This window comes from Collimonas sp. PA-H2 (assembly GCF_002564105.1).
Classification (GTDB): Bacteria; Pseudomonadota; Gammaproteobacteria; order Burkholderiales; family Burkholderiaceae_D; genus Collimonas.
This window is the reverse complement of the sequence record NZ_PDBX01000001.1, coordinates 4,129,337-4,151,113: the sequence shown is the minus strand read 5'-3', so window position 1 is coordinate 4,151,113 and position 21,777 is coordinate 4,129,337. Positions and strand designations below refer to the sequence as shown.

The 21,777-nt window shown below is 61.0% G+C and carries 16 protein-coding genes; 3 read left to right on the top strand and 13 right to left on the bottom strand.

Translation table 11 applies throughout. From position 1 onward, the window contains the following. Positions 1–119 precede the first annotated feature (119 nt). The 8 genes from BCF11_RS19065 to BCF11_RS19030 all read right to left on the bottom strand — a co-directional run bounded on the left by BCF11_RS19065 (position 120) and on the right by BCF11_RS19030 (position 9,078). Complete coding sequence (locus tag BCF11_RS19065; RefSeq protein ID WP_098496143.1) at positions 120–1,196, bottom strand: porin; 1,077 nt, start codon at positions 1,194–1,196, stop codon at positions 120–122. A 231-nt stretch (positions 1,197–1,427) separates the two neighbouring features. After that, a complete protein-coding gene (locus BCF11_RS19060) occupies positions 1,428–2,366 on the bottom strand; it encodes an ABC transporter substrate-binding protein (RefSeq protein ID WP_098496142.1) in 939 nt (312 codons plus the stop codon). Positions 2,367–2,474: 108 nt separating this feature from the next. After that, positions 2,475–3,509: an ABC transporter permease gene (locus BCF11_RS19055; protein WP_098496141.1), complete on the bottom strand. Its 1,035-nt coding sequence runs from the start codon at positions 3,507–3,509 to the stop codon at positions 2,475–2,477. A gap of 33 nt (positions 3,510–3,542) precedes the next feature. Then, the gene (locus tag BCF11_RS19050) at positions 3,543–5,126 is read right to left on the bottom strand and encodes a sugar ABC transporter ATP-binding protein (RefSeq protein ID WP_098496140.1); all 1,584 of its coding nucleotides are present in this window, start codon (positions 5,124–5,126) and stop codon (positions 3,543–3,545) included. 109 nt (positions 5,127–5,235) lie between these two features. Then, positions 5,236–6,012, bottom strand: a complete 777-nt coding sequence (locus BCF11_RS19045; RefSeq protein ID WP_098496139.1) for an SDR family oxidoreductase — start codon at positions 6,010–6,012, stop codon at positions 5,236–5,238. An 86-nt stretch (positions 6,013–6,098) separates the two neighbouring features. Then, positions 6,099–7,376, bottom strand: coding sequence for an L-fuconate dehydratase (locus BCF11_RS19040; protein ID WP_098496138.1), 1,278 nt, complete (start codon positions 7,374–7,376; stop codon positions 6,099–6,101). Positions 7,377–7,393: 17 nt separating this feature from the next. Next, entirely contained in the window at positions 7,394–8,248 is an 855-nt protein-coding gene (locus BCF11_RS19035; RefSeq protein ID WP_098496137.1) for a fumarylacetoacetate hydrolase family protein, read from the bottom strand. 65 nt (positions 8,249–8,313) lie between these two features. Further along, a complete protein-coding gene (locus tag BCF11_RS19030; RefSeq protein ID WP_098496136.1) occupies positions 8,314–9,078 on the bottom strand; it encodes an SDR family oxidoreductase in 765 nt (254 codons plus the stop codon). Positions 9,079–9,444: 366 nt separating this feature from the next. Here BCF11_RS19030 and BCF11_RS19025 point away from each other — a divergent pair, with 366 nt between their 5' ends. Further along, positions 9,445–12,207 (top strand): pitrilysin family protein, encoded by a 2,763-nt coding sequence (locus BCF11_RS19025; protein ID WP_098496135.1) that lies wholly within the window; start codon positions 9,445–9,447, stop codon positions 12,205–12,207. 580 nt (positions 12,208–12,787) lie between these two features. Here the strand turns inward: BCF11_RS19025 and BCF11_RS19020 are convergent. Continuing rightward, positions 12,788–14,185, bottom strand: coding sequence for an amino acid permease (locus BCF11_RS19020; RefSeq protein ID WP_098496134.1), 1,398 nt, complete (start codon positions 14,183–14,185; stop codon positions 12,788–12,790). A 641-nt stretch (positions 14,186–14,826) separates the two neighbouring features. On the opposite strand from BCF11_RS19020, the gene BCF11_RS28355 reads away from it, so the two are divergent. After that, positions 14,827–16,104 (top strand): glycosyl hydrolase family 18 protein, encoded by a 1,278-nt coding sequence (locus BCF11_RS28355; RefSeq protein WP_304441868.1) that lies wholly within the window; start codon positions 14,827–14,829, stop codon positions 16,102–16,104. Between the two features lie 122 nt (positions 16,105–16,226). Beyond that, positions 16,227–16,577 (top strand): hypothetical protein, encoded by a 351-nt coding sequence (locus BCF11_RS19010; RefSeq protein WP_098496133.1) that lies wholly within the window; start codon positions 16,227–16,229, stop codon positions 16,575–16,577. Between the two features lie 36 nt (positions 16,578–16,613). Here the strand turns inward: BCF11_RS19010 and BCF11_RS19005 are convergent, their stop codons facing one another. The 4 genes from BCF11_RS19005 to nagZ are packed head-to-tail and all read right to left on the bottom strand — an operon-like array spanning position 16,614 to position 21,645. Beyond that, entirely contained in the window at positions 16,614–17,801 is a 1,188-nt protein-coding gene (locus BCF11_RS19005; protein WP_098496132.1) for a glycoside hydrolase family 18 protein, read from the bottom strand. A 20-nt stretch (positions 17,802–17,821) separates the two neighbouring features. Then, complete coding sequence (locus BCF11_RS19000; protein WP_098496131.1) at positions 17,822–18,721, bottom strand: glycoside hydrolase family 16 protein; 900 nt, start codon at positions 18,719–18,721, stop codon at positions 17,822–17,824. A gap of 26 nt (positions 18,722–18,747) precedes the next feature. Next, positions 18,748–20,103 (bottom strand): MFS transporter, encoded by a 1,356-nt coding sequence (locus tag BCF11_RS18995; protein WP_369827789.1) that lies wholly within the window; start codon positions 20,101–20,103, stop codon positions 18,748–18,750. Positions 20,104–20,118: 15 nt separating this feature from the next. Then, positions 20,119–21,645: a beta-N-acetylhexosaminidase gene (gene nagZ, locus BCF11_RS18990; RefSeq protein ID WP_098496130.1), complete on the bottom strand. Its 1,527-nt coding sequence runs from the start codon at positions 21,643–21,645 to the stop codon at positions 20,119–20,121. Positions 21,646–21,777: the final 132 nt, after the last annotated feature.

Here is a 21,777-nt window from a genome sequence, read left to right as displayed (position 1 = left end):
GGGCCAGAGGCTGAATGCAATCAAAAAAAGAGGCAACAGCGACATTGCTGTAACTGCTGCCTCAACCTCGGAGATCCGGCAAGATCGGCGAGACGCTAGCAAGACCCGCGACTTATGCCTTAGAACGAATGGCTGATACCGGCATAGCCGCCATTCTGCGCATGTCCCGGCAAAGGATTGTCGAACTCGGTGCCAAAGTCGGCATTGCCTTTGTTGCGCACCGTGCCGACGGCCGCGTACAACAGCGTACGTTTCGACAGGTTGTAATTGGCGCCAACCATGAACAGGCTGGCGCTGCCGGCGTCATGGTTGAGCTTGGCGTGGAAGGCGCCGCCGATCAGGGTCAGGGCCGGCGTCACTGCGTAGTTGGCGCCTATCCAGTAGTGATTCAGCTTGTCGGGCGCAGTGGGCGCGGCGGTATCCGGAGCAGAGATATTCTCGTAGCCGGCAAACAGCTTCAGCTGATCTATCGTGTAAGTGCCGCCCACGATCAGATCCTTGGACGCCGTGTAGACATCGGTATAGCGGCCATTGGTGTCGCGGATCACGTCATAAATGCCGCGCAGTTCAAGACCGCCGTTGGTGTACACCAGGGAGATGCCATCGCTGCGGCCATTCTTGGTGGAACCGGCTTTTTCGCCCAGGCTGGTCTGGGCGGTGGCGTTGAAGCCGCTCCAGGTCGGCGTCTGGTATTCGATGACGTTGTTGGCGCCAGGCCAGTTGCGGCCCTTGACCAGGCTGGCGGTGCCCATGAATTGCTGGCCGGTCGGATCGAGGTACCAGACGTCGTTGACGATGAACAGGTTCTTGCCGAACTTGATCGAACCGGCGCCGCCGTTCAGGCCGACGTACGAACGCCGATTGAACAAGGCGCTGCCGTTGGTGGTGCCCTTGGTGGCGTCGAAGCCGGATTCCAGCAGGAAGAAGGCGCCCAGGCCGCCGCCCAGGTCCTCGGTACCCTTGAAGCCGATCATGCTGGTGCCCCACTGGTTGCCGGAAGCCGCCAGCTTGCTGCCGGTCTGGCCGGTCAAGTTGCCGCTGGCGTCTTTCAGGGCGACGCTGCTTTGGTAATCGACGCCGGCATCGACCCGGCCGTAGATGGTGACGCTGGTCTGTGCCTGCGCCTGGCTGCAGGCAGCGCCGATCAGCACAGTGGCTGCCGCCGCCTGCATGCACTGCAATGTAAGTTTTTTCATGTTGAGTCCCCGTTATAGTTAAATTTTGTCCGACCGCCCTCCTCTCAGCACCGGAGATAGAGTCGAACCTTCGTTAGAAGCCTGATGCATGATCCCAGCGCGCAGCAGATCGCAACCGGCATTGGCGTCGATGACGCCAGCTACCGGCAGCACCCGTCACGGGAGTCTGCTATTGCACTGGATTGCCGGGCCACCGCCTATTGGCTGTGGCCCGTGATGGAGCCTGAAAGATCAGTCGTAAAGCACGGCAGCAATCTTGGGGTCGCTGATGTTGCTCTTGTCGTACCAGTAGAAGCCGGTGTCGATCACCTTAGGCAGCTTCTCGCCCTTGAGCGCCTTGACCGCAGCTTCCACGGTCTTGTAGCCGATGCCGACCGGGTTTTGCGTGATGGCGCCGGCCATGCTGCCGTCGCGGATTGCGTCTTTCTGCTGCTTGCCGGAGTCGTAGCCGACGATCACCAGCTTGCGCTTCATTTCCTTGACGCCGTTGAGCACGCCGATGGCCGAGCCTTCATTGGTGCCGAAAGCGCCCTTCAGGTGCGGATAGGCTTGCAGGATGGACTTGGTGATCTCAGTCGACTTCAGCTGGTCGCCGGCGCCGTACTGGATGCTGACGATCTTGATCTTGGGATAGGCTTTCATGCGCTCGACGAAACCGTCGCGACGATCGATGCCTGTGCGGCTGGTCTGGTCATGCGCCACCACCGCCACTTCGCCTTCCTTGCCGATCAGTTCAGCCATCTTGTCGGCCGCCAGCGCTGCTGCCGCCTTGTTGTCGGTGGCGGCAGTGGTCACCGGGATGTCGCTGTCTACGCCCGAGTCAAACGCGACAATCGGGATGTGCGCGGCCTGCGCCTTCTTCAGCAATGGCAAGGCGGCCTTGCTGTCCAGCGCGGCGAAGCCGATCGCCTTCGGCTTCTTGGCCAAGGCTGCCGACAGCATGTCGATCTGCTTGTCGACCATGGCTTCGGTTTCCGGGCCTTCGAACGATACCTTGACATTGAGATCCTTGGCAGCCTGCTCGGCGCCGGACTTCACTGCCTGCCAGAATTGATGCTGGAAGCCCTTGGAAATCAGCGGAATATATACTTCATCCGCTGTCGCCGCGGCGCTGAATCCCAGCGCAAGCGCCAGGCCGATGGCAATGTTCACTGCTCTTCTCTTTATCATTTCAAGTCTCCTCTATGGTTATCAACGACGGGCTTGGCTGCGCTTGCCCGGAACTTCATGTACACGTACAAAACCTGTTCATGCTCTTTTCTTGATGCTCGTTTTTTTTCACTGGCGCCGGCGGCGCAGGATATCCATGTACACCGCCAGGATGATGATGACGCCGGTCACCACGGTTTGCCATTCCTGCGCCACCGACATCATGCGCAGGCCGTTGATCAGCACGCTCATGATGAAGGCGCCGATGATGGTGCCGAGGATGGTGCCTGTGCCGCCCGACAGCGAAGTGCCGCCGATCACCACCGCTGCGATCGCATCCAGCTCGTAGCCCTGCCCCAGCGCCGGCTGCGCCGAATTCAGGCGCGATGCGATCAGCAGGCCGGCGATGCCGCAGATGGCGCCGCTGAAAGTATAGATCGCCACCTTCCAGAAATCGACGTTGACGCCCGACAGCCGCAACGCTTCTTCATTGCTGCCCAGCGCAAAGGTATAGCGGCCGAAGATGGTCTTGGTGAGAATCACGCCGGCGGCGATCGCCACCAGGAACAGGATGAGCACGGCGTTAGGAATCGGCAGCGCCGGAATCAGGCTGCCGATCAATGAATCCTGCGAGATGGCCGAGAAGCCCGGCGTATCGTTGAAATAGATCGGCTTGGTGCCGGAAATCACCAGCGACAAACCCTTGAGCAGCATCATCATGCCCAGCGTGGCGATGAAAGGGGGAATCTTGAGCTTGGCCACCAGCACGCCGGAAATCCAGCCGCACAGGGCGCCGAAGAAAATGGCGGCGGCGATGCCGACATAGATCGGCAATCCCATATAGGTCAGGAAGACGCCGGCCATGACCGCGCAGAAGGTCATCAGCGTGCCTACCGACAGGTCGATGCCGGCAGTGATGATGACGAAGGTGCAGGCAATCGCCAGCACGCCGTTGACGGCGGTCGACTGCAGGATGCTGACCAGGTTGTCGATCTCAAGGAAATTGGAGGAGGCAAAGCTGAAAAACACCAGCAATGCCAGCAGGCTGGCGAACGCCAGCAGCTTCTGCCGCGTGGCGGGATGGAAGATCTTGGCCTTGAGAGCCGCGAGCGCGCCCTGGCCGGGCTGCTGTGCCTGCGACGCGGGATTCTGGGTATTTGCCATGGTGGTTTTCATCGTAGGTAAGTGATTCGGGTGTCAGGCAGCTTGGGCCGTGCGCTGGCCGTCGCGTTTATCGTCGCGCAATGTCGCCAGCTGCATGATCTTTTCCTGCGAAGCTTCGGCGGCCGACAGTTCGCCGGTGATGCGGCCCTCGCACATGACTACGATGCGATGGCTCATGCGCAGCACTTCCGGCAACTCCGAGGAAATCATGACAATCGCCTTGCCCTGCTCCGCCAGGCTGTTCAGCAGCTTGTAGATTTCGCTCTTGGCGCCGATATCGATGCCGCGCGTGGGTTCGTCGAAAAACAGGATATCGCAATCGCGCAGCAGCCATTTGGCGATCACGATCTTTTGCTGGTTGCCGCCAGACAGCAGGCGTACCGGCTGGTCGACCGAGGGCGTCTTGATGCTGAGCTGGCGCACGTAACCCTGGGCAGTAGCGCGGATTGCCGCCTGATCCAGGAACAAACCCTGGCTCAGGAACCGGTTCATGCTGGACATGGCGACATTGGTCTTGACGTCCAGCCCGGTAGCCAGGCCGAAATGCTTGCGGTCTTCCGACAGGTAGCCGATGCCGTGCGCCACAGCATCCCTGGGCGACCTGATCGATACCTTGGCGCCGTGCACCAGAATCTCGCCGGCATCGATGCGGTCGGCGCCGAAGACGGCACGCGCAACCTCAGTGCGGCCGGCCCCCATCAAGCCGGCAAAGCCGAGGATCTCGCCTTTGCGCAGGCTGAAATTCACATCCTTGATAAAGGCGCCGCGCTGCAGGCCTTTGACCTCCAGCACGATCTCGTTGCCGGAAGTGTCGGGCACCTGCGGTCCGCTGTTGTCGATCTGGCGCCCTACCATCATGCCGATGATGGTTTCCATGGAAGTGGTGGCGGTAGGCACGGTGGCGATGTACTGGCCGTCGCGCATGACCGTGACGCGGTTGGAGATTTGCCGCAATTCGTCCATCTTGTGCGAGATGTAGATGATGCCGACGCCATGCGACTGCAGTTGCCGGATGATGCGGAACAGGTCCTCTATTTCCGCATTATTGAGCGCCGCGGTCGGTTCATCCATGATCAGCACGCGCGAATCGAAGGACAAGGCCTTGGCGATTTCCACCATCTGCTGCTTGGCCACGGTCAGCTCGCTCACCAGCGTGGCAGGATCGAGATCCAGGCGCATGCGCTTGAAGATTTCGCGCGTTTTACGGTTCAGCGCTTCTTCGTCGAGAAACATGCCGAAACGGCCGCGCGGCTCACGGCCGATGAAAATGTTTTGCGCCGCGGTCAGGTGGTTCATCAGGTTCAGTTCCTGATGGATGATGCCTATGCCCAGCGCCTGCGCCGCGCGCGGAGTGGGGATCTCCACCAGATGCCCTTCGATGCGGATCTCGCCGCTATCCTTGGGGTAGACGCCCGCCAGCACTTTCATCAAGGTCGATTTGCCGGCGCCGTTTTCCCCCATCAGCGCATGCACTTCGCCGCGCTGCAGGTCGAAACGGCAGTTGTCCAGCGCGAGCACGCCGGGGAAGCGCTTGGTGACGTTTTCCAGGGAAATGATGTAGTCCGACGGCGCGGCCTCGGCCTGCCTGTCTTCGCCCGGGTTTTCTGATTGCTGCATATCTACTCTCATGATGCACGGCTGGCAGCAAGGCCGGTCGCGTTAAATCAATCTATCAAGGTGCGTGCAAGCGCCTGCCCCCTGTCGAGTCGTATCAGGCCGGGCCGCGTCAGGTCAAAGCCCTGTCCAGATGGCTGTAACCGCCATCCACGTACACCCACTGCCCGGTGGTATGCGAGGCGCGCGGCGACAACAGGAACACCGCCGTATCGGCAATCTCTTCCGCCGTGGTCAGGCGCTTGCCGAGCGGGATCTTGCCGGTGATGGCAGCCAGCTTTTCCTCGGGATGGTCGAAGCTGGCAATCCAGTTGCGGTACAGCGGCGTCATTACTTCCGCCGGGATCAAGGCGTTCACCCGCACCCCGTCGTTCGCCAGCGCCGCCGCCCATTCGCGCGTCAGGGAAAGCTGGCCGCCCTTGGCGGCGCAATAGCCGCTGGTGTTGCCCTGCCCGGTCACTGCGGTTTTTGAGGAGATGTTGACGATGGCGCCGCGGCTGGCTTTCAGATGCGGCACGCAGTAATGCGCCATGGTGTAGTAGTGGATCAGGTTCTTTTCCAGCGATTCGACGAAGGCCGCGCGGCCCGCATCGAGGCCGATGTTGTCATTGATGCCGGCGTTGTTCACCAGGCCGTCGAGATGGCCGAATTCCGCCACGGTTTGCGCCACCGCCAGCCGGCACTTGTCCTCGTCCATCAGGTCGAGCTGGATGATGCGCGCCTTGTCCTGCAGGGCCAGCAGCGCCGTCTTGAATTCCGGCGCCGGCTGGCTTTTTCCCAGGATGACGGGAATCGCGCCTTCGGCCGCCAGCTGCAGCGAAATCGCGCCGCCGATGCCGGCGCCGCCGCCGGTGACGATCACCACTTTTCCTGCTAAATGTAAGTCCACCGTGCCATCTCCATTTTTATAGTTATTTTTTCACATATTCTTTATAGAACAACTGCCGGCAAATTCCAACCGGCAGCCTTGCCTGCTCAAGCCCGGAACTGGTATTTCTCCAGCGATTCCGGCTTCATCGTAATCGAAAACCCCGGTGCGGTAGGCGGCATGTAGTTGGCGTCCCGGATCACGCAAGGATCGACAAAATGCTCATGCAGGTGGTCGACATACTCCGTCACCCGCCCTTCCTTGCTGCCGGATATGCACACATAGTCGATCATCGACAGATGCTGCACATACTCGCACAAGCCGACGCCGCCGGCATGCGGACATACCGGCAATTTGTATTTGGCCGCCATCAGCAGCACCGCCAGGATTTCGTTGACCCCGCCCAGGCGGCAGGAATCGATCTGCACCACGTCGATGGCGCCGCGCATGATGAACTGCTTGAAAATGATACGGTTCTGGCACATTTCGCCGGTGGCGATCTTGACCGCGCCTATGCCTTCGCGGATCTTGCGGTGTCCTTCGACATCGTCCGGGCTGGTCGGCTCTTCAATGAACCAGGGCTTGGCAAAAGCCAGCTGATTGACCCAGGCGATGGCCTGGTCGACTTCCCACACCTGGTTAGCGTCGATCATCAGTTGCCGATCCTGGCCGATCACCTCGCGGGCGATGGTGACGCGGCGGATATCGTCGGCCAGGTCGCGCCCGACCTTGAGCTTGATATGGTTGAAGCCGCTGTCTATGGCCTCTTGGCACAGGCGCCGCAACTTGGCATCTTCATAACCCAGCCAGCCGGCCGAGGTGGTGTAGCAGGGATAGCCTTCCTGCTGCAGCGAACGGATGCGCTCGGCCTTGCCCGGCTCCTGGGCGCGCAGCAACGCCAGCGCCTCTTCGGGCGTGATGCAGTCGGTCAGGTAGCGGAAATCGATGGCGCGCACCAGTTCTTCGGGCGACATGTCGGTCACCAGCTGCCACAGCGGCTTGCCTTCGGCCTTGGCCCACAGATCCCAGACCGCATTGACCACGGCGCCGGTGGCCAGGTGGATGGCGCCCTTGTCCGGGCCGATCCAGCGCAGCTGGCTGTCGGAGGTGATGTGGCGCCAGAAGCGCCCCATGTCGGCGCTGATCCAGTCCAGCTTGAGGCCGACCACCAGGTGCTCCATGGCCTTGATGGCGGCACAGCAGATTTCATTGCCGCGGCCGATGGTGAAGGTCAGGCCGTGGCCTTCCAGGCCTGGCTGGTCGGTTTCCAGGATCACGTAGGCGGCGGAATAATCGGGATCGGGATTCATGGCGTCCGAGCCATCCAGCATTTGCGAGGTAGGGAAACGCACATCCAGTACGCGTATCGAGCGAATTGTGGTCATCGTGGTGCTCTTCCTGGTCAAAGTGAGATGGTGCGCTGGCGCTGCTCGCCCAAGCCATCGATGCCCAGCCGCATCACCTGGCCCGCGCGCAGATAGAGCGGCGGCTTTTGCCCGAGGCCGACGCCCGGCGGCGTCCCGGTGGAAATCACATCGCCCGGCTGCAGGCTCATGAAACGACTCAGGTAGCTGACCAGCGCCGGCACCCGGAACACCATGGTGGCGGTATTGCCGTTCTGATAGCGATGGCCATCCACCTCCAGCCACAAATTCAACGCGTGCGGATCCGCCACTTCATCGGCGGTCACCAGCCAGGGGCCGAGCGGACCGAAAGTGTCGCAGCCCTTGCCCTTGTCCCAGGTACCGCCCAGTTCCAGCTGGTACTGGCGCTCGGAGACATCGTTGATGACGCAATAGCCGGCGACATGCTTGAGGGCGTCCGCTTCCTCGATATAGCGGCCGCCGGCGCCGATCACCACGCCCAGCTCCACTTCCCAGTCGGTCTTCAGCGCGCCGCGCGGGATTTCGACATCGTCGTCCGGGCCGCAGATGGCGCTGGTCCACTTATTGAACACCACCGGTTCCTTGGGTACTTCCATGCCCGATTCTGCGGCGTGATCGGAATAGTTCAAGCCGATGCAGATGAACTTGCCGACCGCCCCCACGCAGGGGCCGAGGCGCAAACCCTGCTGCGGCGTGCCATCCACCAGCGGCAGGCGCTCCAGGTCCAGAGTCCGCAATTTATCCAGCTCCGCGGGCGCCAGCCAGTGGCCGGCGATATCCGCCACCACACCGGACAAGTCGCGCACGCGTCCCTGCATATCCAGCACGCCGGGCTTTTCCTGGCCCTTGGGGCCGTATCTCAACAACTTCATGGCTTCGCTTTCCTAGTCCTGGTTAATCAACTATCAGGTTCGTATTCAATTGGAATGAATCAGGGTCAATTGGACCAGCCGCCATCGATCAGGTGGATGGCGCCGGTGGTAAATGAGGATTCGTCGGAGGCCAGGTACAACGCCAGCGCTGCGATCTCTTCGGCCTTGCCGACCCGCCCCATAGGCTGGCGGGCGACAAATGCAGCCTGGATCTCGGCGATCTCCTTGCCTTGCAGCTGGGCCTGTTCCTTGATGCGCGCTTCCAGCGACGGCGATTCCACGGTGCCCGGGCAGATGGCGTTGCAACGGATGCCGCCGGCAACGAAATCGGCAGCGACCGCCTTGGTCAGGCCGATCACCGCGGCTTTGGTAGTGCCGTAGACAAAACGGTTCGGCACGCCTTTCACGCTGGAAGCTGCCGAGGCCATGTTGATGATGGAGCCGCGGCCCTGCGCCAGCATGCCCGGCAACAGCGCCTGGATCAGTCGGTACATGGAGGACACATTGAGATTCCAGGAAAAATCCCAGTCCTTTTCGCTGCAGTCGAGAATGCTGCCGTGGTGGACGTAGCCGGCGCAATTGAACAGCACGTCGAACGGCGCCTCCGCTTGCGCCAGCGCAGCCACCGCCTTGGCGTCGGTGACATCGAGATGCTGGGTGGTGAGTGCACCGCCGGCAGCACGTGCCAGCGCGGCGGTTTGTTCCAGGGCGGCAGGGTTGATGTCGGTCGCCAGCACCTGCCCGCCTTCGCGGGCGAACATCAGGGCGCTGGCGCGGCCTATGCCTTGGCCGGCAGCGGTCACCAGGATGCGCTTTCCTTGCAATCTCATTGCTTCTGTCTCCTTGTTGTTTTATCCGGACTTGGCGGCGCTTCTTGCAAAACCTGCTGCGAAACCCGCTTATTGGTCCATTGGTTGGACCAATAATAGTGCTTAAATTTTGCCTTTGCAATCAAAATATGCAGGCCGCATGCCATCGCAACGTTTGACATTCGAGCCTATTGTGCACGAACCGCCTGCCGGGATTTGCTGCGCTAGCCCCGTAAATATCTCTTTTTCCTTTGCCTCTATGGCAAAATAAACAAGGTTTGTTTTATCCGAAAACAGCAACCCTGCCGTCAAAATCCGAATCCATATTCTTTACATCCGCCCTTAGCGTATATTTGTCCATCCACCTCTCCACAGATCGGAAATTTCATGCATTTATTCCGTAAACGTCCCTGGTCAAACCGGCTGTTGTCCTGCCTGCTGGCCGCGGCCTGCGGCATCGGCTTCACCGGTGTCACAGAAGCCGCCACCGCGTTGCCGGCCGGCGTGACCCAAGGGCCGTCCGCCGAAGGCATCACCGAATACCAGTTTGCCAACGGCTTCAAAGTCTTGCTGTTCCCCGATGCGTCCAAGCCTACCGTCACCGTCAACATGACCTACCTGGTCGGTTCGCGTTTCGAGAACTACGGCGAAACCGGCATGGCGCATCTGCTGGAACACCTGATGTTCAAGGGTACGCCAAACCACCCTTCGATTCCCAAGGACTTCAGCCAGCGCGGCATGTCGTTCAACGGCACCACCAATGTCGACCGCACCAACTACTATGAAATCTTCCAGGCCGGCGACGACAACCTGAAGTGGGCGATCAACATGGAAGCCGATCGCATGCTGCACTCCTTCATCGCCCGCAAGGACCTGGACAGTGAAATGACGGTGGTACGCAACGAATACGAACAGGGCGAAAACTCGCCGTTCGGCGTGCTGATCAAGCGCCTGCAAGGCGTCGCCTACGATTGGCACAACTACGGCAAGCCGACCATCGGCAACCGCAGCGACATCGAAAACGTCAAGATAGAAAACCTGCAGGCTTTCTACCGCACCTACTACCAGCCCGACAATGCGGTGCTGCTGATCGCCGGCAAATTCGATCCGGCCACCACGCTGGCATGGGTCAACCAGGCCTTCGGCAAGCTGCCTAAGCCGACCCGCAAGATGCGCGACTTCTGGACCGTGGAGCCGACCCAGGATGGCGAGCGCAGCGTCACCATACGGCGCCAGGGCGACGTGCAGATTGTCGCGGTCGCCTACAAGATCCCAAGCGAACTGCACGCCGACACCGACGCCCTGGCGTATGCCGGCTCTATCCTGGCCGATACGCCGAACGGCCGCCTGCACAAGTCGCTGGTCGAAACCGGCAAGGCCACCGCGGTGTTCAACTATGAAATGACCGGCTATGCGCCTGGCCTGGAAATCATCGCAGCAGTGGTCAAGAAGGGCGAGCCGATCGAACCGGTGCGGCAAGCGCTGATCGACGGCGTCGAGCAATTTGCCAAGACCCCGCCTACTGCCGAAGAAATTGAACGCGTACGGCTGGCCAACGCCAACGCTTTCGAGAAGCTGCTGAACGACCACCAGCGCGTCGGCGTCGCCATGTCCAGCACGATTGCACTGGGCGACTGGCGTCTGCTGTTCCTCGGCCGCGACCGCTCCAACAAGGTCACCTCTGCACAAGTGGCGACAGCGGCAGCACACTACTTCACACGTGACAACCGTACCGTCGGCCTGTTCCTGCCGGAAGACCAGCCGCTACGCGCGGACGTCCCCGCCGCACCCGGCCTGGCCGAGGTCCTGAAAGACTACAAACCGGCGCAGGCCATCGCCGACGGCGAAGTTTTTGATCCTTCGCAAGCGAATATCGATACCCGTACCCAGCGTTCGCAGATAGGCGGATTGAAAGTCGCGCTGCTGCCGAAGAAGACACGCGGCGAAACCGTCTCGGTCAATCTCGATTTGAAATGGGGCGACGAGAAGAGCCTGTTCGGTAAGAAGACCGCATCCGAGCTGGCCGATGCGATGCTGATGCGCGGCAGCACCACACTGAGCCGCGAACAGCTGGCCGACGAGTTTTCCAAGCTCAAGATCAGCGGCGGCCTGACCCAGTTCCAGACTACCCGCGCCAACCTGCCGGCCGCCTTGAAGCTGGTTGCCAGCGTGCTCAAGCAGCCGCGTTTCGATCCGGCGGAATTTGAACGCCTGCGCAAGGAAGCCCTGGTCGGACTGGAAGCTGCGCGCAACGAGCCGAACACGCTGGCGGCGGAAGCCATCTCCGAGCACTTCAACCAGTATCCGCAAGGCCACTGGCTGGCGGCGCAAAGCACCGCCCAGCAGATCGCCAGCATCCAGGCCGCAAAGCTGGCCGACGTCACTGCCTTCCATCATGATTTCTACGGCGCGTCGCAAGGCGAGCTGGCGATCGTCGGCGATTTCGACGTCGCCGCGGTGACTAAGGTGGTGCAGGACGAGTTCGGCAGCTGGAAGAGCGCTGCGCCCTACCAGCGTGTTATCCGCCATAACTTCGATGTGGCGCCGATGCAGAAAGTGATCAACTCGCCGGACAAGGAAAACGGCTTTTACGTGGCGCGCCAGAACCTCGATATGCGCGACGACGACGCCGATTATCCGGCCATGATGGTGGCCAACTACCTGTTCGGCGGCGGCAGCCTGAAATCGCGCCTGATGGACCGCGTGCGGCAAAAAGAAGGCCTGTCCTACGGCATCGGTTCCTCGGTAGAAATCAGCGCCATCAGCCGCGCCGCCCGCTTCGCGGTACAAGCCATCGCCGCTCCGCAAAACCTGGAGAAAGTCGATCTGGCAGTCAAGGAAGAACTGGCGCGCGTACTGAAAGAAGGCTTCAGCGCCGAAGAACTGGCGCGCGCCAAATCCGGCATCCTGCAGGAAAACCAGCGCGCCCGCTCCCAAGACAGCGCCCTCAGCGCCGGCTGGACCAGATACCTGGACCTCGACCGCACCTTCGTCTGGAGCAAGCAGATCGAAGACAAGATCAGCGCCCTGACAGTAGAGCAAGTCAACGAAGCCTTCCGCAAACACATCGACCCAAGCAAGCTGAGCGTGGTGATGGCGCGCGATGAAGTAAAAGCAAAGGCGGCGACAGCAGTAGCAGCAAAACAGTAAAACAGCAAAACCAGGCAGCAACCAAAAAGCCGCTGGCGGTTCGCAGAAAAATGCGAACTGTCAGCGGCTTTTTCTTTTGGTGTTGATGTTGCTGTTGCTGTTGCTGTTGCCGTTGCCGTTGCCGTTGCCGTTGCCGTTGCTTTTGACGTTGGGGTTGCTTTTGAAGTACCCCGCATTGAGACGTTGCCAAATCCGGCGCGTGTCAGCCGGGAATTGTGGGGGACATGTTTGAGCCGAAGGCGAGTTTTGTTCCCCACCCGGCTGATACGCGCCGGATTTGGGGACCCGACCGAAGGGAGGGCAACGGCTTTGCGGTCGCCTTTTCTTTGCTTACTTTCTTTTGGCCGGGCCGCGCAGGCAAGCAAAAGAAAGTGAGCGGCTGCCGGGCCGCTCCCGGCTAGCATCCACGGAGTAGCAACCGTTTTAAGTAACGACAACCGCAAATCGAATGCCACCGCACGTACTCCGTGGAACGTCAAATGGGGTCAGAGTAATTTACGACGATAAGGCTGTCGTAAAAAAACTCTGACCCCATTTGACTCAGCCGGTGATGCGACCGCGACTGCGGCCGCTCATTTAACTACGGCGTGGGATGCAGCAGCGACCGGCGGCGGGCGTAGCCGAAATAGACTACGAATCCGATCGCCAGCCAGCACAGGAAGGCAATCCAAGTCACTGCCTGCAAATGGAACATCAGAAACACGCAAAACCCGATCGCCGCCAAAGGCACGAACGGCACCCCCGGACAACGAAACGCCCGCGGCAGATCCGGCCGCGTCCGCCGCAACACCAGCACCGCCACAGCGATCAAGGAAAACGCCATCAAAGTCCCGATATTGATCAGCTCAGCCAGGATATTCAAAGGAATCAAAGCCGCAATGAAGGCAAACACAATACCCACCAGCCAGGTAGTAAAGAAAGGCGTCGCAAAACGCGGATGAATGCTAGACAGCCTCTTAGGCAGCAAACCATCCCGCGACATCGCAAACAGAATCCGCGTCTGCCCGTAAGTCATCACCAGGATCACCGTCGTCATGCCGATGATCGCCCCCAGGTCGACAAACCCCGCCACCCAGTTCTCCCCCGCATACTGCAAAGCCAGCGACACCGGATGATCGACCCCGGCAAATTTCTGGAACGGCACGATACCCGTCATGACCCCAGCCACCACCACATACAGCAAGGCGCAAATCCCCAGCGAAGCAATGATCCCCACCGGCAGATCGCGCGCCGGATTCTTGACCTCCTCGGCCGCCGAAGTCACCGCATCGAAACCGATGAAAGCAAAGAACACGATCGCCGCGGCGTTGAACACGCCGTCATAACCGAACGGCAGATACGGCTGCCAGTTGGCCGGCTGCACATGGCCGACGCCAACCACGATGAACAGTAGCACCACCGCGATCTTGATGAACACCATGATGTTGTTGGCGCGCGCCGATTCACGAATGCCGAGCGACAGCAAGCCGCTGATCACCAGCAGTATGCAGAACGCCGGCAGGTTGAACCAGGTAGTCACGCCAGGCACGGCGCCCGGCGCCGCCGTCAGCACGGTCGGCAAGCCGATGCCGAAACCGGACAGCAGCGATTGCATATAGCCCGACCAGCCCACCGATACCGCCGAGGTCGCCAGGCCGTATTCCAGCATCAGGTCCCAGCCGATGATCCAGGCCACGATTTCACCCATGGTCGCGTAGCTATAGGTATAGATCGAACCGGACACCGGCACGGTGGAAGAAAACTCGGCATAGCACAGGGCTGCGAAACCGCAGGCGATAGCAGCCAATATGAATGACAGCGACAGACCCGGTCCGGCCAGCAAGGCGCCGCTGCCGGTCAGCACGAAAATACCGGTGCCGACAATCGCGCCGACACCCAGCAAGGTCAGGTCCATGGATCCCAGCGTGCGCTGCAGACCGCTATCGGTGCGACTGGAATGGATCATCTTATCCAGATCTTTGGTACGAAATAAACTCATGCAGCAACTTCCTTTGAAAACGACGGCATCGCCCCAAGCCAACGCTTGAGCGACGGGCGCTTCTCCACGACAAACCGGGAAAATAATGAAAAAGGCAAGAATTATACTTGCTGCCGCCTTGCAACCCCAAAATGACAATTAGCGCCGGCGCGCTGGTTCCCTGGCCGGCATGGTTCCCTGGCAAGAAAGACAGCTGTCCGGCAGCGGATTTAGTGCACATTTGAACGCCGAAAACTTCGCCGCAAGCGCACATTCCGGCTTTGCCGCACAAAAACGCGACCAGTCCACTTATCAAAAAAACAGTCTGGGCAATATTAATATAAATTAATATAAACAATGCCTTAGCTGTAACTTGAGCGCACCAGAACGAGACCACAAATTTATTAAAGCAATACCAGTTAGATACAGATTGACAGCCACTTTTGAGGCTCTTACAGTGCGCTTAATTCGATATTTCCATATGGAAATATCGAAGACGAATAAGACATTGCCCGTTGCCTGCAAATACGCGCATAGGCAAGGTGCACGACGGCGGCAATTGCTACAGCTTCGGTTTTGACTCACATCGCTTAGCTAGTCTGGACATGCCTTCCGGCAGCTGGTCTCCCACGCTGCCCGACCAACCTTCTCAGGAGAGAAAATTGAAACGGAAACTCATACAGGGCCTCATGCTTACGCTTGCATGCAGCGCCATCATGGCCGGCGGCGCCGAGGCCAGTCCCTTGATGGCGGCAAGCGCGCAGGCAGCAACGACGGTGGCTTGTTATGCGGCATGGAACGCCAGCACGGCGTATACCGGCGGCGCCACCGTCAGCTACAACGGCGTCAACTACAAGGCCAACTGGTGGACCCAAGGGAACAATCCTTCGACCAGCAACGGCGGCTCGGGCAGCGGCCAGCCATGGACCATCGTCGACAACTGCGGCGGCGTCGTCACGCCTCCACCTCCTCCGCCACCACCACCGCCGCCTCCTCCGGGCGGCGGCACCACACCGGCCGGCTTCGTTTTCAGTCCGTACAAAGATGGCAACATCAACCTGAACTGGAATACCTATGCCATGAGCACCGCCGTCACCGGCTCCACGCAGACGGTATTGAGCGCCATGCCAGCCAAGCTCACGACCCTGACCTGGGCCTTTGCCACCGGCGCCTGCGGTAGCGAAAACTGGGGCGGCGTATCGGCATCGGCCTTCGCCGCAGCCAATGTGCAAGCCTTCGTCAACGCCGGCAAGAAGTACATTGTCTCCACCGGCGGCGCGGCAGGTTCCTTCACTTGCACCAGCGATGCCGACTTCAAGAAATTCATCCAGACCTACTATTCGGCCAACCTGGTCGGCATCGATTTCGATATCGAAGCCGGACAGACCACCGCCGATATCAACAATCTGGTGCTGCGGGTGAAAAACGCGCAGGCGGCTTATCCCAACCTGCGCTTCAGCTTCACGGTGGCTACCCTGGGTGGCAATGTCTCGCCTAGCCTCGGCTACTATGGCGTGCAAGTGATGCAGTCGATCCAGGCTTACGGCCTGACCAACTACACCATCAACCTGATGGCGATGGACTATGGCAGCCCGGCCGGCGGCAACTGCATGCTCAACAGCAGTGGCGGCTGCGACATGGGGGCGTCAGCGGTGCAATCGGCCATCAATCTGCACAACCAGAACGGCGTGCCGTACAAGCAGATCGAAGTGACGCCCATGATAGGCGGCAACGATTCGGCGAATGAAACCTTCTCCATCGCCGATGTCGCAACGCTGGTCAACTTCGCACAGCAGAACGGTCTGGCCGGCATCCATTACTGGTCCTTCGATCGCGACCGCGATTGCGCGCCAGGCTCGGCTTCGCCGACCTGCAATACCTATGGTACGGCGGGCACGCTGGGCTTCACCAACGCCTTCATCTCGAGGCTGGGCCTGTAAGCCAGGCACGCAGCATGAAGCAAGAGCCGGCTCTGCGGAGCCGGTTTTTTTTGCCTGATGCAATGCGGATGTTATTATTTGCTTAACAGCTACCGTTTCATGTCGTTTCAAAAAGAGCCAAGATGAAAGTTTCGCACCCCGCAGTCGCTATCCTCGCCGCCGCCGTCTTGTCAGGCTGCGCCTCTACCTGGGTCCATCCGAGCAAGCCCTCCACTGAGCTTTATCCCGACGAGTTCGCCTGCAAGCAGGAAGCCATGCGCATCTATCCGATCGTGGTGGTGAACCAGTTCAACCCAGGCATGCAAACGCCGGGAAATACCTATTGCAAGAAAAACGATAACGGCGAAACCAGGTGCACGACCTACCCTGGCATGTACACGCCGCCCAGCTATTCGCAATACGATATCAATGACCGCGAGCGCGACGAGATGGTGAAATCCTGCCTGTACGCGCGCGGCTGGCATCTGGAGTAGGCAAGAAGAATATCTTGCCCGGACGGGCAAGACGGATTATTTCGGCGGCAGCAAGCCGGCCGCCACCTTGTCCAGCAAGACCGCATTGCGGTCGGCCGACAATTGCCAGAACATGGCGCCGCCCAGGCCCATCTGCTTCAGATAGTTGATCTTGTAATCCAGCGATTCAGGATCGTCGTAGCTGACGAATTCGCCGGTATCGGGATTGAACAGATAAGGCACCTTGGCCGCATCGTTCCAGTAACGGGTAAAGCCATTGCGGTTCACCAGCGTGGCGGCGATGTCGCTGTAGTCTAGTTCGCCCTCCTCGGTGCTGCCGCGTCCCTTGCCGTCGCAATCCTGATGCTGGCCGTGCTGGAGCGCGCCGCATTTCTTCCAGCTGTAGCCGTAGAAAGGCATGCCCAGCACCAGCTTGGCGGCCGGGATGCCGTCATGCAAAGCCATCTCCACCGTGCTGCTGACATTGAACTTGGGATTGGCTTCGGGCCGCGCCAGCGCCGGATCGTTGTACAGGGGCGCGACGTGGCCGGCAAACTTGTTCCATGTGCCGCTGAAGTCGTAGGTCATGATGTTGACCCAGTCCAGGATCGCCGCCACCTTGGCCATTTCGGCATTCTGGAAAAACGCCTGGTTGTTGCCGACCGCGGCTGTCAGCAGATAGCTGCGATGCTCCTGCCTGCCGGCGCTGTCGAGCTGCTCGCGCAAGGCTTGCAGCAACAGCGTGTAGTTCTGCTTATCCTCTGGCCGCATGGCATTGCCGGCATCGCCGCCAGCCACCGGAAACTCCCAGTCGATGTCGACGCCGTCAAAGCCATTCTTGCGGATGAAATCCAGCGCGCTGGCGGCAAACTTGCGGCGCGCCTGCGGCGTCAGCGCGACATTGGAAAAGTCTTTTGAACCGGCCCAGCCGCCGACCGAGATCAGGATTTTCAGGGCCGGGTTGCGCTGCTTCAGGGCGCGCAGCACGACAAAATCGCGCGGTCCCTGCTCGGCGCTGATGGCCTGGTCCGCCGCGACTTCGCCATCCTTGATGACGGCGAAGGCGTAATTCAGATGCGTGATTTTGCCGGGATCGATATCCGCGGCCGAGTATTGACGCTGCGAAGGTAAATAATAGGCAACGACTTTGTACGCCGGCTGGCTGTCTGCAGCCGCCGGTGCAGCCGCGCTCGCCAGCAGCGGCAGCATGGCCGTCATCAACATCGACAATCTCATCAGTTTCATCGGGCGCTCGCTCAGTAATATTAGAAATCGCAGTTCGACGCCAGGGCCGGCGTCATTGCGGGTACGGTATCGATCCGGTGGGCGCCGGCCTTGCGGTAGGCGCCGACGGCGGCATCGACCTGCGCCGGCGACAGCAGTTGATCCTTGGCGTGCAGCACCCAGGCCACGTCCTGCTGGTAGCTGCGCTGGGCCTTGCTGTCGGCCAGCACGCCGCTAGGCGAAAACCACAGGTTGAAATTGATCGACATCGGCTGCGCCGGGTAATTGCGGCCACCGTGTTCGTCGAGCTGCACGCCATCCAGGAAATAGCGGATCTTGCCGGCCGCGACCTGCATCAGCACCGTGTGCCAGCCGCCCAGCGCGCGCTGTTCTTCGTGCACCTGGTTGAAAGCATTCCAGGGTTCCATCTGCACCGTCTGCCAGGACACGCTGTACAGGCGGCTGTGCGGATTGCCCCAGCCGCCGTTGGGCAGATACTCCCAGTCCAGTTCGCTGTACTGCGGATCGAAATCATGCTTGAGCGGACTGGAGGTATAGAAGGACTCGACCACCAGGTCGCCGCCTGGTCCCGCCAGCGGCGCATCGCTGAAACGTATGCGGGCGGCGTAGGTGCCTTCGAAATACTTGCGCTGATGGCAGAGCTGTGCCTGGAAGGTGCCCTGCGGCGTGCCGTCGGTGCGCGCATTGAGGCGCACCAGGCGCGCGCCGCCGGTTTGCGGGTCGTCGACCAGACTGACCGTATCCGGCCCCCACAGCCCATGCTCTATGCCGGGATGGCCCTGCTGGTCGCGGATCTTCCAGCCGCCAGCCACCAGCGCCGTGGTGTCGGCATAGTGGAAATCGTCAAAGAAGATCGGATCGGCAGCGGCCATGGCGCCGCCCGCCGCCAGCGAGCATGACAGCGCCAAGGTCAACGCCAATGAGTCACATTGAAAATGCCGCATCGCTAGCTTGCCGCCTGCGCCGCATCGCCGTCGGCCTTTTCATGGCGCCCGATCGGCACGATGCGCGACAGCAGCAGCACCGGTATCGCCGACACCAGCACCCACAGGAAAAAATGCTGGTAACCGAGCGCCGCCTGCACCGAACCGCTGACGATCTTGAACAACACATAGCCCAGCTGCATGATGCCGGTGCCCAGCGCGTAGTGCGCCATCTGGTACTTGCCGACCGCGACTTCCTGCATGATGAAAAGGATCAGCCCGACGAAGCCGAAGCCGTAGCCGAACATTTCCAGGCTCAGGGCGGCGCCGATCACACCCAGGTTGGTGGGCATGGCGGTGCTCAGGAAAAAGTAAGCCAGGTTCGGCAGGTTCATCGCCAGGATCAGGAAGAACATGCTGCGCTTCAAGCCGCGCCAGGCAGTGAAATAGCCGCCCAGCAGGCTGCCGCCGATGAAGGCAACCGTGGCCAGCGTGCCGTACACGGCGCCGACCTCCGCTGTCGCCAGCCCGAGGCCGCCTTCAGCGCGCGCCGCCCGCAGGAACAGCGGGCCGATGGTGGTGATCTGGCCTTCGCCGGCACGGAACAGGATGATGAACAGGATAGCCAGCCAGATGCCCGGCTTCTGGAAGAAATCGATGATCACTTCGCGCAAGGTCAGCCAGACACCCTTCATGCCGCCAGCCGGACGGGCCGGATTACGGCCGGCCGGCAAGGCCCACAGATGATAGGCCGCCAGCAGCAGCATGCTGAGCCCTAGCATGCCGAAGATCAGGCTCCAGGCTTGCGCCACCGCCATGTGCTTCTCGAAATAGCCGGCCAGCACCACCAGCCCGCCCAGCGAAAAGAAGCGCGCCACATTGTAGAAGCCGCCCTGCCAGCCGGCGTAAGTCGCCTGCTGGGTCGAACTCAGGCTGGCGATATACAAGCCGTCGGCCGCGATATCATGCGTGGCGGAAGAAATCGCCACCAGTCCCAGCAAGGCAATGCTGACTGCAAAATAGTTCGGCAAATGCAGCGCCAGCGCCACCAGCCCGAGGCTGGCGCCGCCAAAAAACTGGAACAGCAGGACGATCGCCTTCTTGCTGCGCGCCGCCTCCAGGAACGGACTCCAGAGCGGCTTGAAGACCCAGACGAAACCCAGCATGCCGGTCCACAGCGCGATCTGGTCGTTGCCCATGCCCATGCTCTTGTACATCAGGCCGGCGATGGTCGCCACCACGAAATACGGCAAGCCTTCGGCGAAGTACAAGCTCGGCACCCAGAGTGCCGGATGATGCTCTTTCTTTTCTTCGATGCGCATGTCGACAGCCGCCGTGGGTAGGATGATCGATTCCTGATTGCCGAGTTGGTAAGCCATTCTGGTTCCTGAGGTTTATTGCGGGCCGCTGGCCATGGATGCTAGAGGAATCCTGCCTTCTGCGGCCTGGGTTCCTGCCAGCCAGTCGGCCACGGCCTCCAGCGCCGCATCGGCGAAGCCGTAGCTGATCAGCGCCGGCGCGGCGATGTCCAGAGTCTGGAACGGATTCCACAGCGCCAGGTGCAGATCGGGACGCCAGTCCTTGCGCGCCCGTTCGCCGTAGCGCAAACGCGTGGTGGAGGCCAGGATCACGGTTCTGCCATCGTCCGGCAGCGAACTCCAGTCGAAGCTGTCGTCATCGTCGAAGGTCACCAGCTCGACATCGTAGCGGCGCGCCAGCAAGGCTGCCACCGCGCTGGCCGGCAACCCGGCTTCGGCGACGCCGTCGCCGGCTGCGTCGGCGCAGGCCAGCAGGCGCACTTTGGCGCCATCAGCCAGCGGTTGCGGATTGCCGCTCACAGTCAGGCCGCGGCGCCAGGCTGAGGCCATCAGGCGCCGGTCTTCTGCCTCCGTGAGATAGCTGTCGGCGGCACAAGGGTAGGCAGCCGACAGCGCATCGAGACGTGCCAGACGGGCGTCGATGCCGGCGCGGTCCAGATTGCCGCCTTCCTCGGCTACGGCCAGCGCCGCCGTCAAGGCCGCCAGTGTCTCTTGCTGCGTGTCGCGGTTGCCGAGCGCCATGACCATGTCGGCGCCGGCCGACAAGGCTTGCACCGCTGCATTGCCTACGCCGTAGCGGCCGGCGATGGCATGCATGTCCATGCCGTCGGTAATGATGACGCCGCGGTAATCCCATTCGGTGCGCAGCAGATCGGTCAGGATCTTGCGCGACAAGGTGGCCGGATGCTCGGCGTCCAGCGCCGGATAGACGATGTGCGCGCTCATCATGGCCGGCGCCCGGTGCGCGGCCTTGAACGGCGCCAGCTCCAGCGCATCCAGCGCGCTGCGCGGCTTGTCGACGGTAGGCAGGTCGCGATGCGAATCGACGTGGGTGTCGCCATGGCCGGGGAAGTGCTTGACGCAGCACGCCACGCCTTCCGCCAAGCTACCCTCCATCCACGCCAGCGCCAGTTCGGTGGCGCGTTGCGGATCGGAGCCGAAGGAGCGCTCGCCGATCACCGGATTGGCCGGATTGTTGTTCAGGTCCAGCACCGGCGCAAAATTCCAGTTGAAGCCGAGCGAACGGATGCCGCGCGCCACCGCCGCCCCGACCGCCTGCGCCAGCGCCAGGTCGTTGCCGGCGCCCAGCGACATCGCCGCCGGCGGCGCCGGCAGCCAGGTAGCGCGCACCACCGCGCCGCCTTCCTGGTCGATGCCGATCAGTGCCTTCGGTCCCATCACGGCGCGCAGGTCGGCGGTCAGCTTGCTCAGCTGCGCAGCGTCGGCCATGTTCTGGCGGAACAGGCAGACTGCGCGGATATGGTTGTCGCGCAAGAACTGCGCGGTATCGTCGTCCAGCACCGTGCCCGGAAAACGGATCATGATCAGTTGCCCGGCGCTTTCACGCGCGCTGCGGCCGGGCTTGCTTGCAGTGTTACTCATGTTGCATCTCCATCACGCCGGGACAGCACCGGCGCAAACTTGTTATGTTGCCTGGCTCAGTTTTCTCAATTATTGATACTTTCTTAAATCACGACAAATCCCCCGTAGGGTGGGCACTCCGTGCCCACGCGG

Excerpts from the sequence above, each read along its gene's own strand:
- BCF11_RS19065 (WP_098496143.1), bottom strand. The coding sequence starts at position 1,196 with ATGAAAAAACTTACATTGCAGTGCATGCAGGCGGCGGCAGCCACTGTG.
- BCF11_RS19060 (WP_098496142.1), bottom strand. The coding sequence starts at position 2,366 with ATGATAAAGAGAAGAGCAGTGAACATTGCCATCGGCCTGGCGCTTGCG.
- BCF11_RS19055 (WP_098496141.1), bottom strand. The coding sequence starts at position 3,509 with ATGGCAAATACCCAGAATCCCGCGTCGCAGGCACAGCAGCCCGGCCAG.
- BCF11_RS19050 (WP_098496140.1), bottom strand. The coding sequence starts at position 5,126 with ATGCAGCAATCAGAAAACCCGGGCGAAGACAGGCAGGCCGAGGCCGCG.
- BCF11_RS19040 (WP_098496138.1), bottom strand. The coding sequence starts at position 7,376 with ATGACCACAATTCGCTCGATACGCGTACTGGATGTGCGTTTCCCTACC.
- BCF11_RS19035 (WP_098496137.1), bottom strand. The coding sequence starts at position 8,248 with ATGAAGTTGTTGAGATACGGCCCCAAGGGCCAGGAAAAGCCCGGCGTG.
- BCF11_RS19030 (WP_098496136.1), bottom strand. The coding sequence starts at position 9,078 with ATGAGATTGCAAGGAAAGCGCATCCTGGTGACCGCTGCCGGCCAAGGC.
- BCF11_RS19025 (WP_098496135.1), top strand. The coding sequence starts at position 9,445 with ATGCATTTATTCCGTAAACGTCCCTGGTCAAACCGGCTGTTGTCCTGC.
- BCF11_RS19020 (WP_098496134.1), bottom strand. The coding sequence starts at position 14,185 with ATGAGTTTATTTCGTACCAAAGATCTGGATAAGATGATCCATTCCAGT.
- BCF11_RS19010 (WP_098496133.1), top strand. The coding sequence starts at position 16,227 with ATGAAAGTTTCGCACCCCGCAGTCGCTATCCTCGCCGCCGCCGTCTTG.
- BCF11_RS19005 (WP_098496132.1), bottom strand. The coding sequence starts at position 17,801 with ATGAAACTGATGAGATTGTCGATGTTGATGACGGCCATGCTGCCGCTG.
- BCF11_RS18995 (WP_369827789.1), bottom strand. The coding sequence starts at position 20,103 with ATGGCTTACCAACTCGGCAATCAGGAATCGATCATCCTACCCACGGCG.
- nagZ (WP_098496130.1), bottom strand. The coding sequence starts at position 21,645 with ATGAGTAACACTGCAAGCAAGCCCGGCCGCAGCGCGCGTGAAAGCGCC.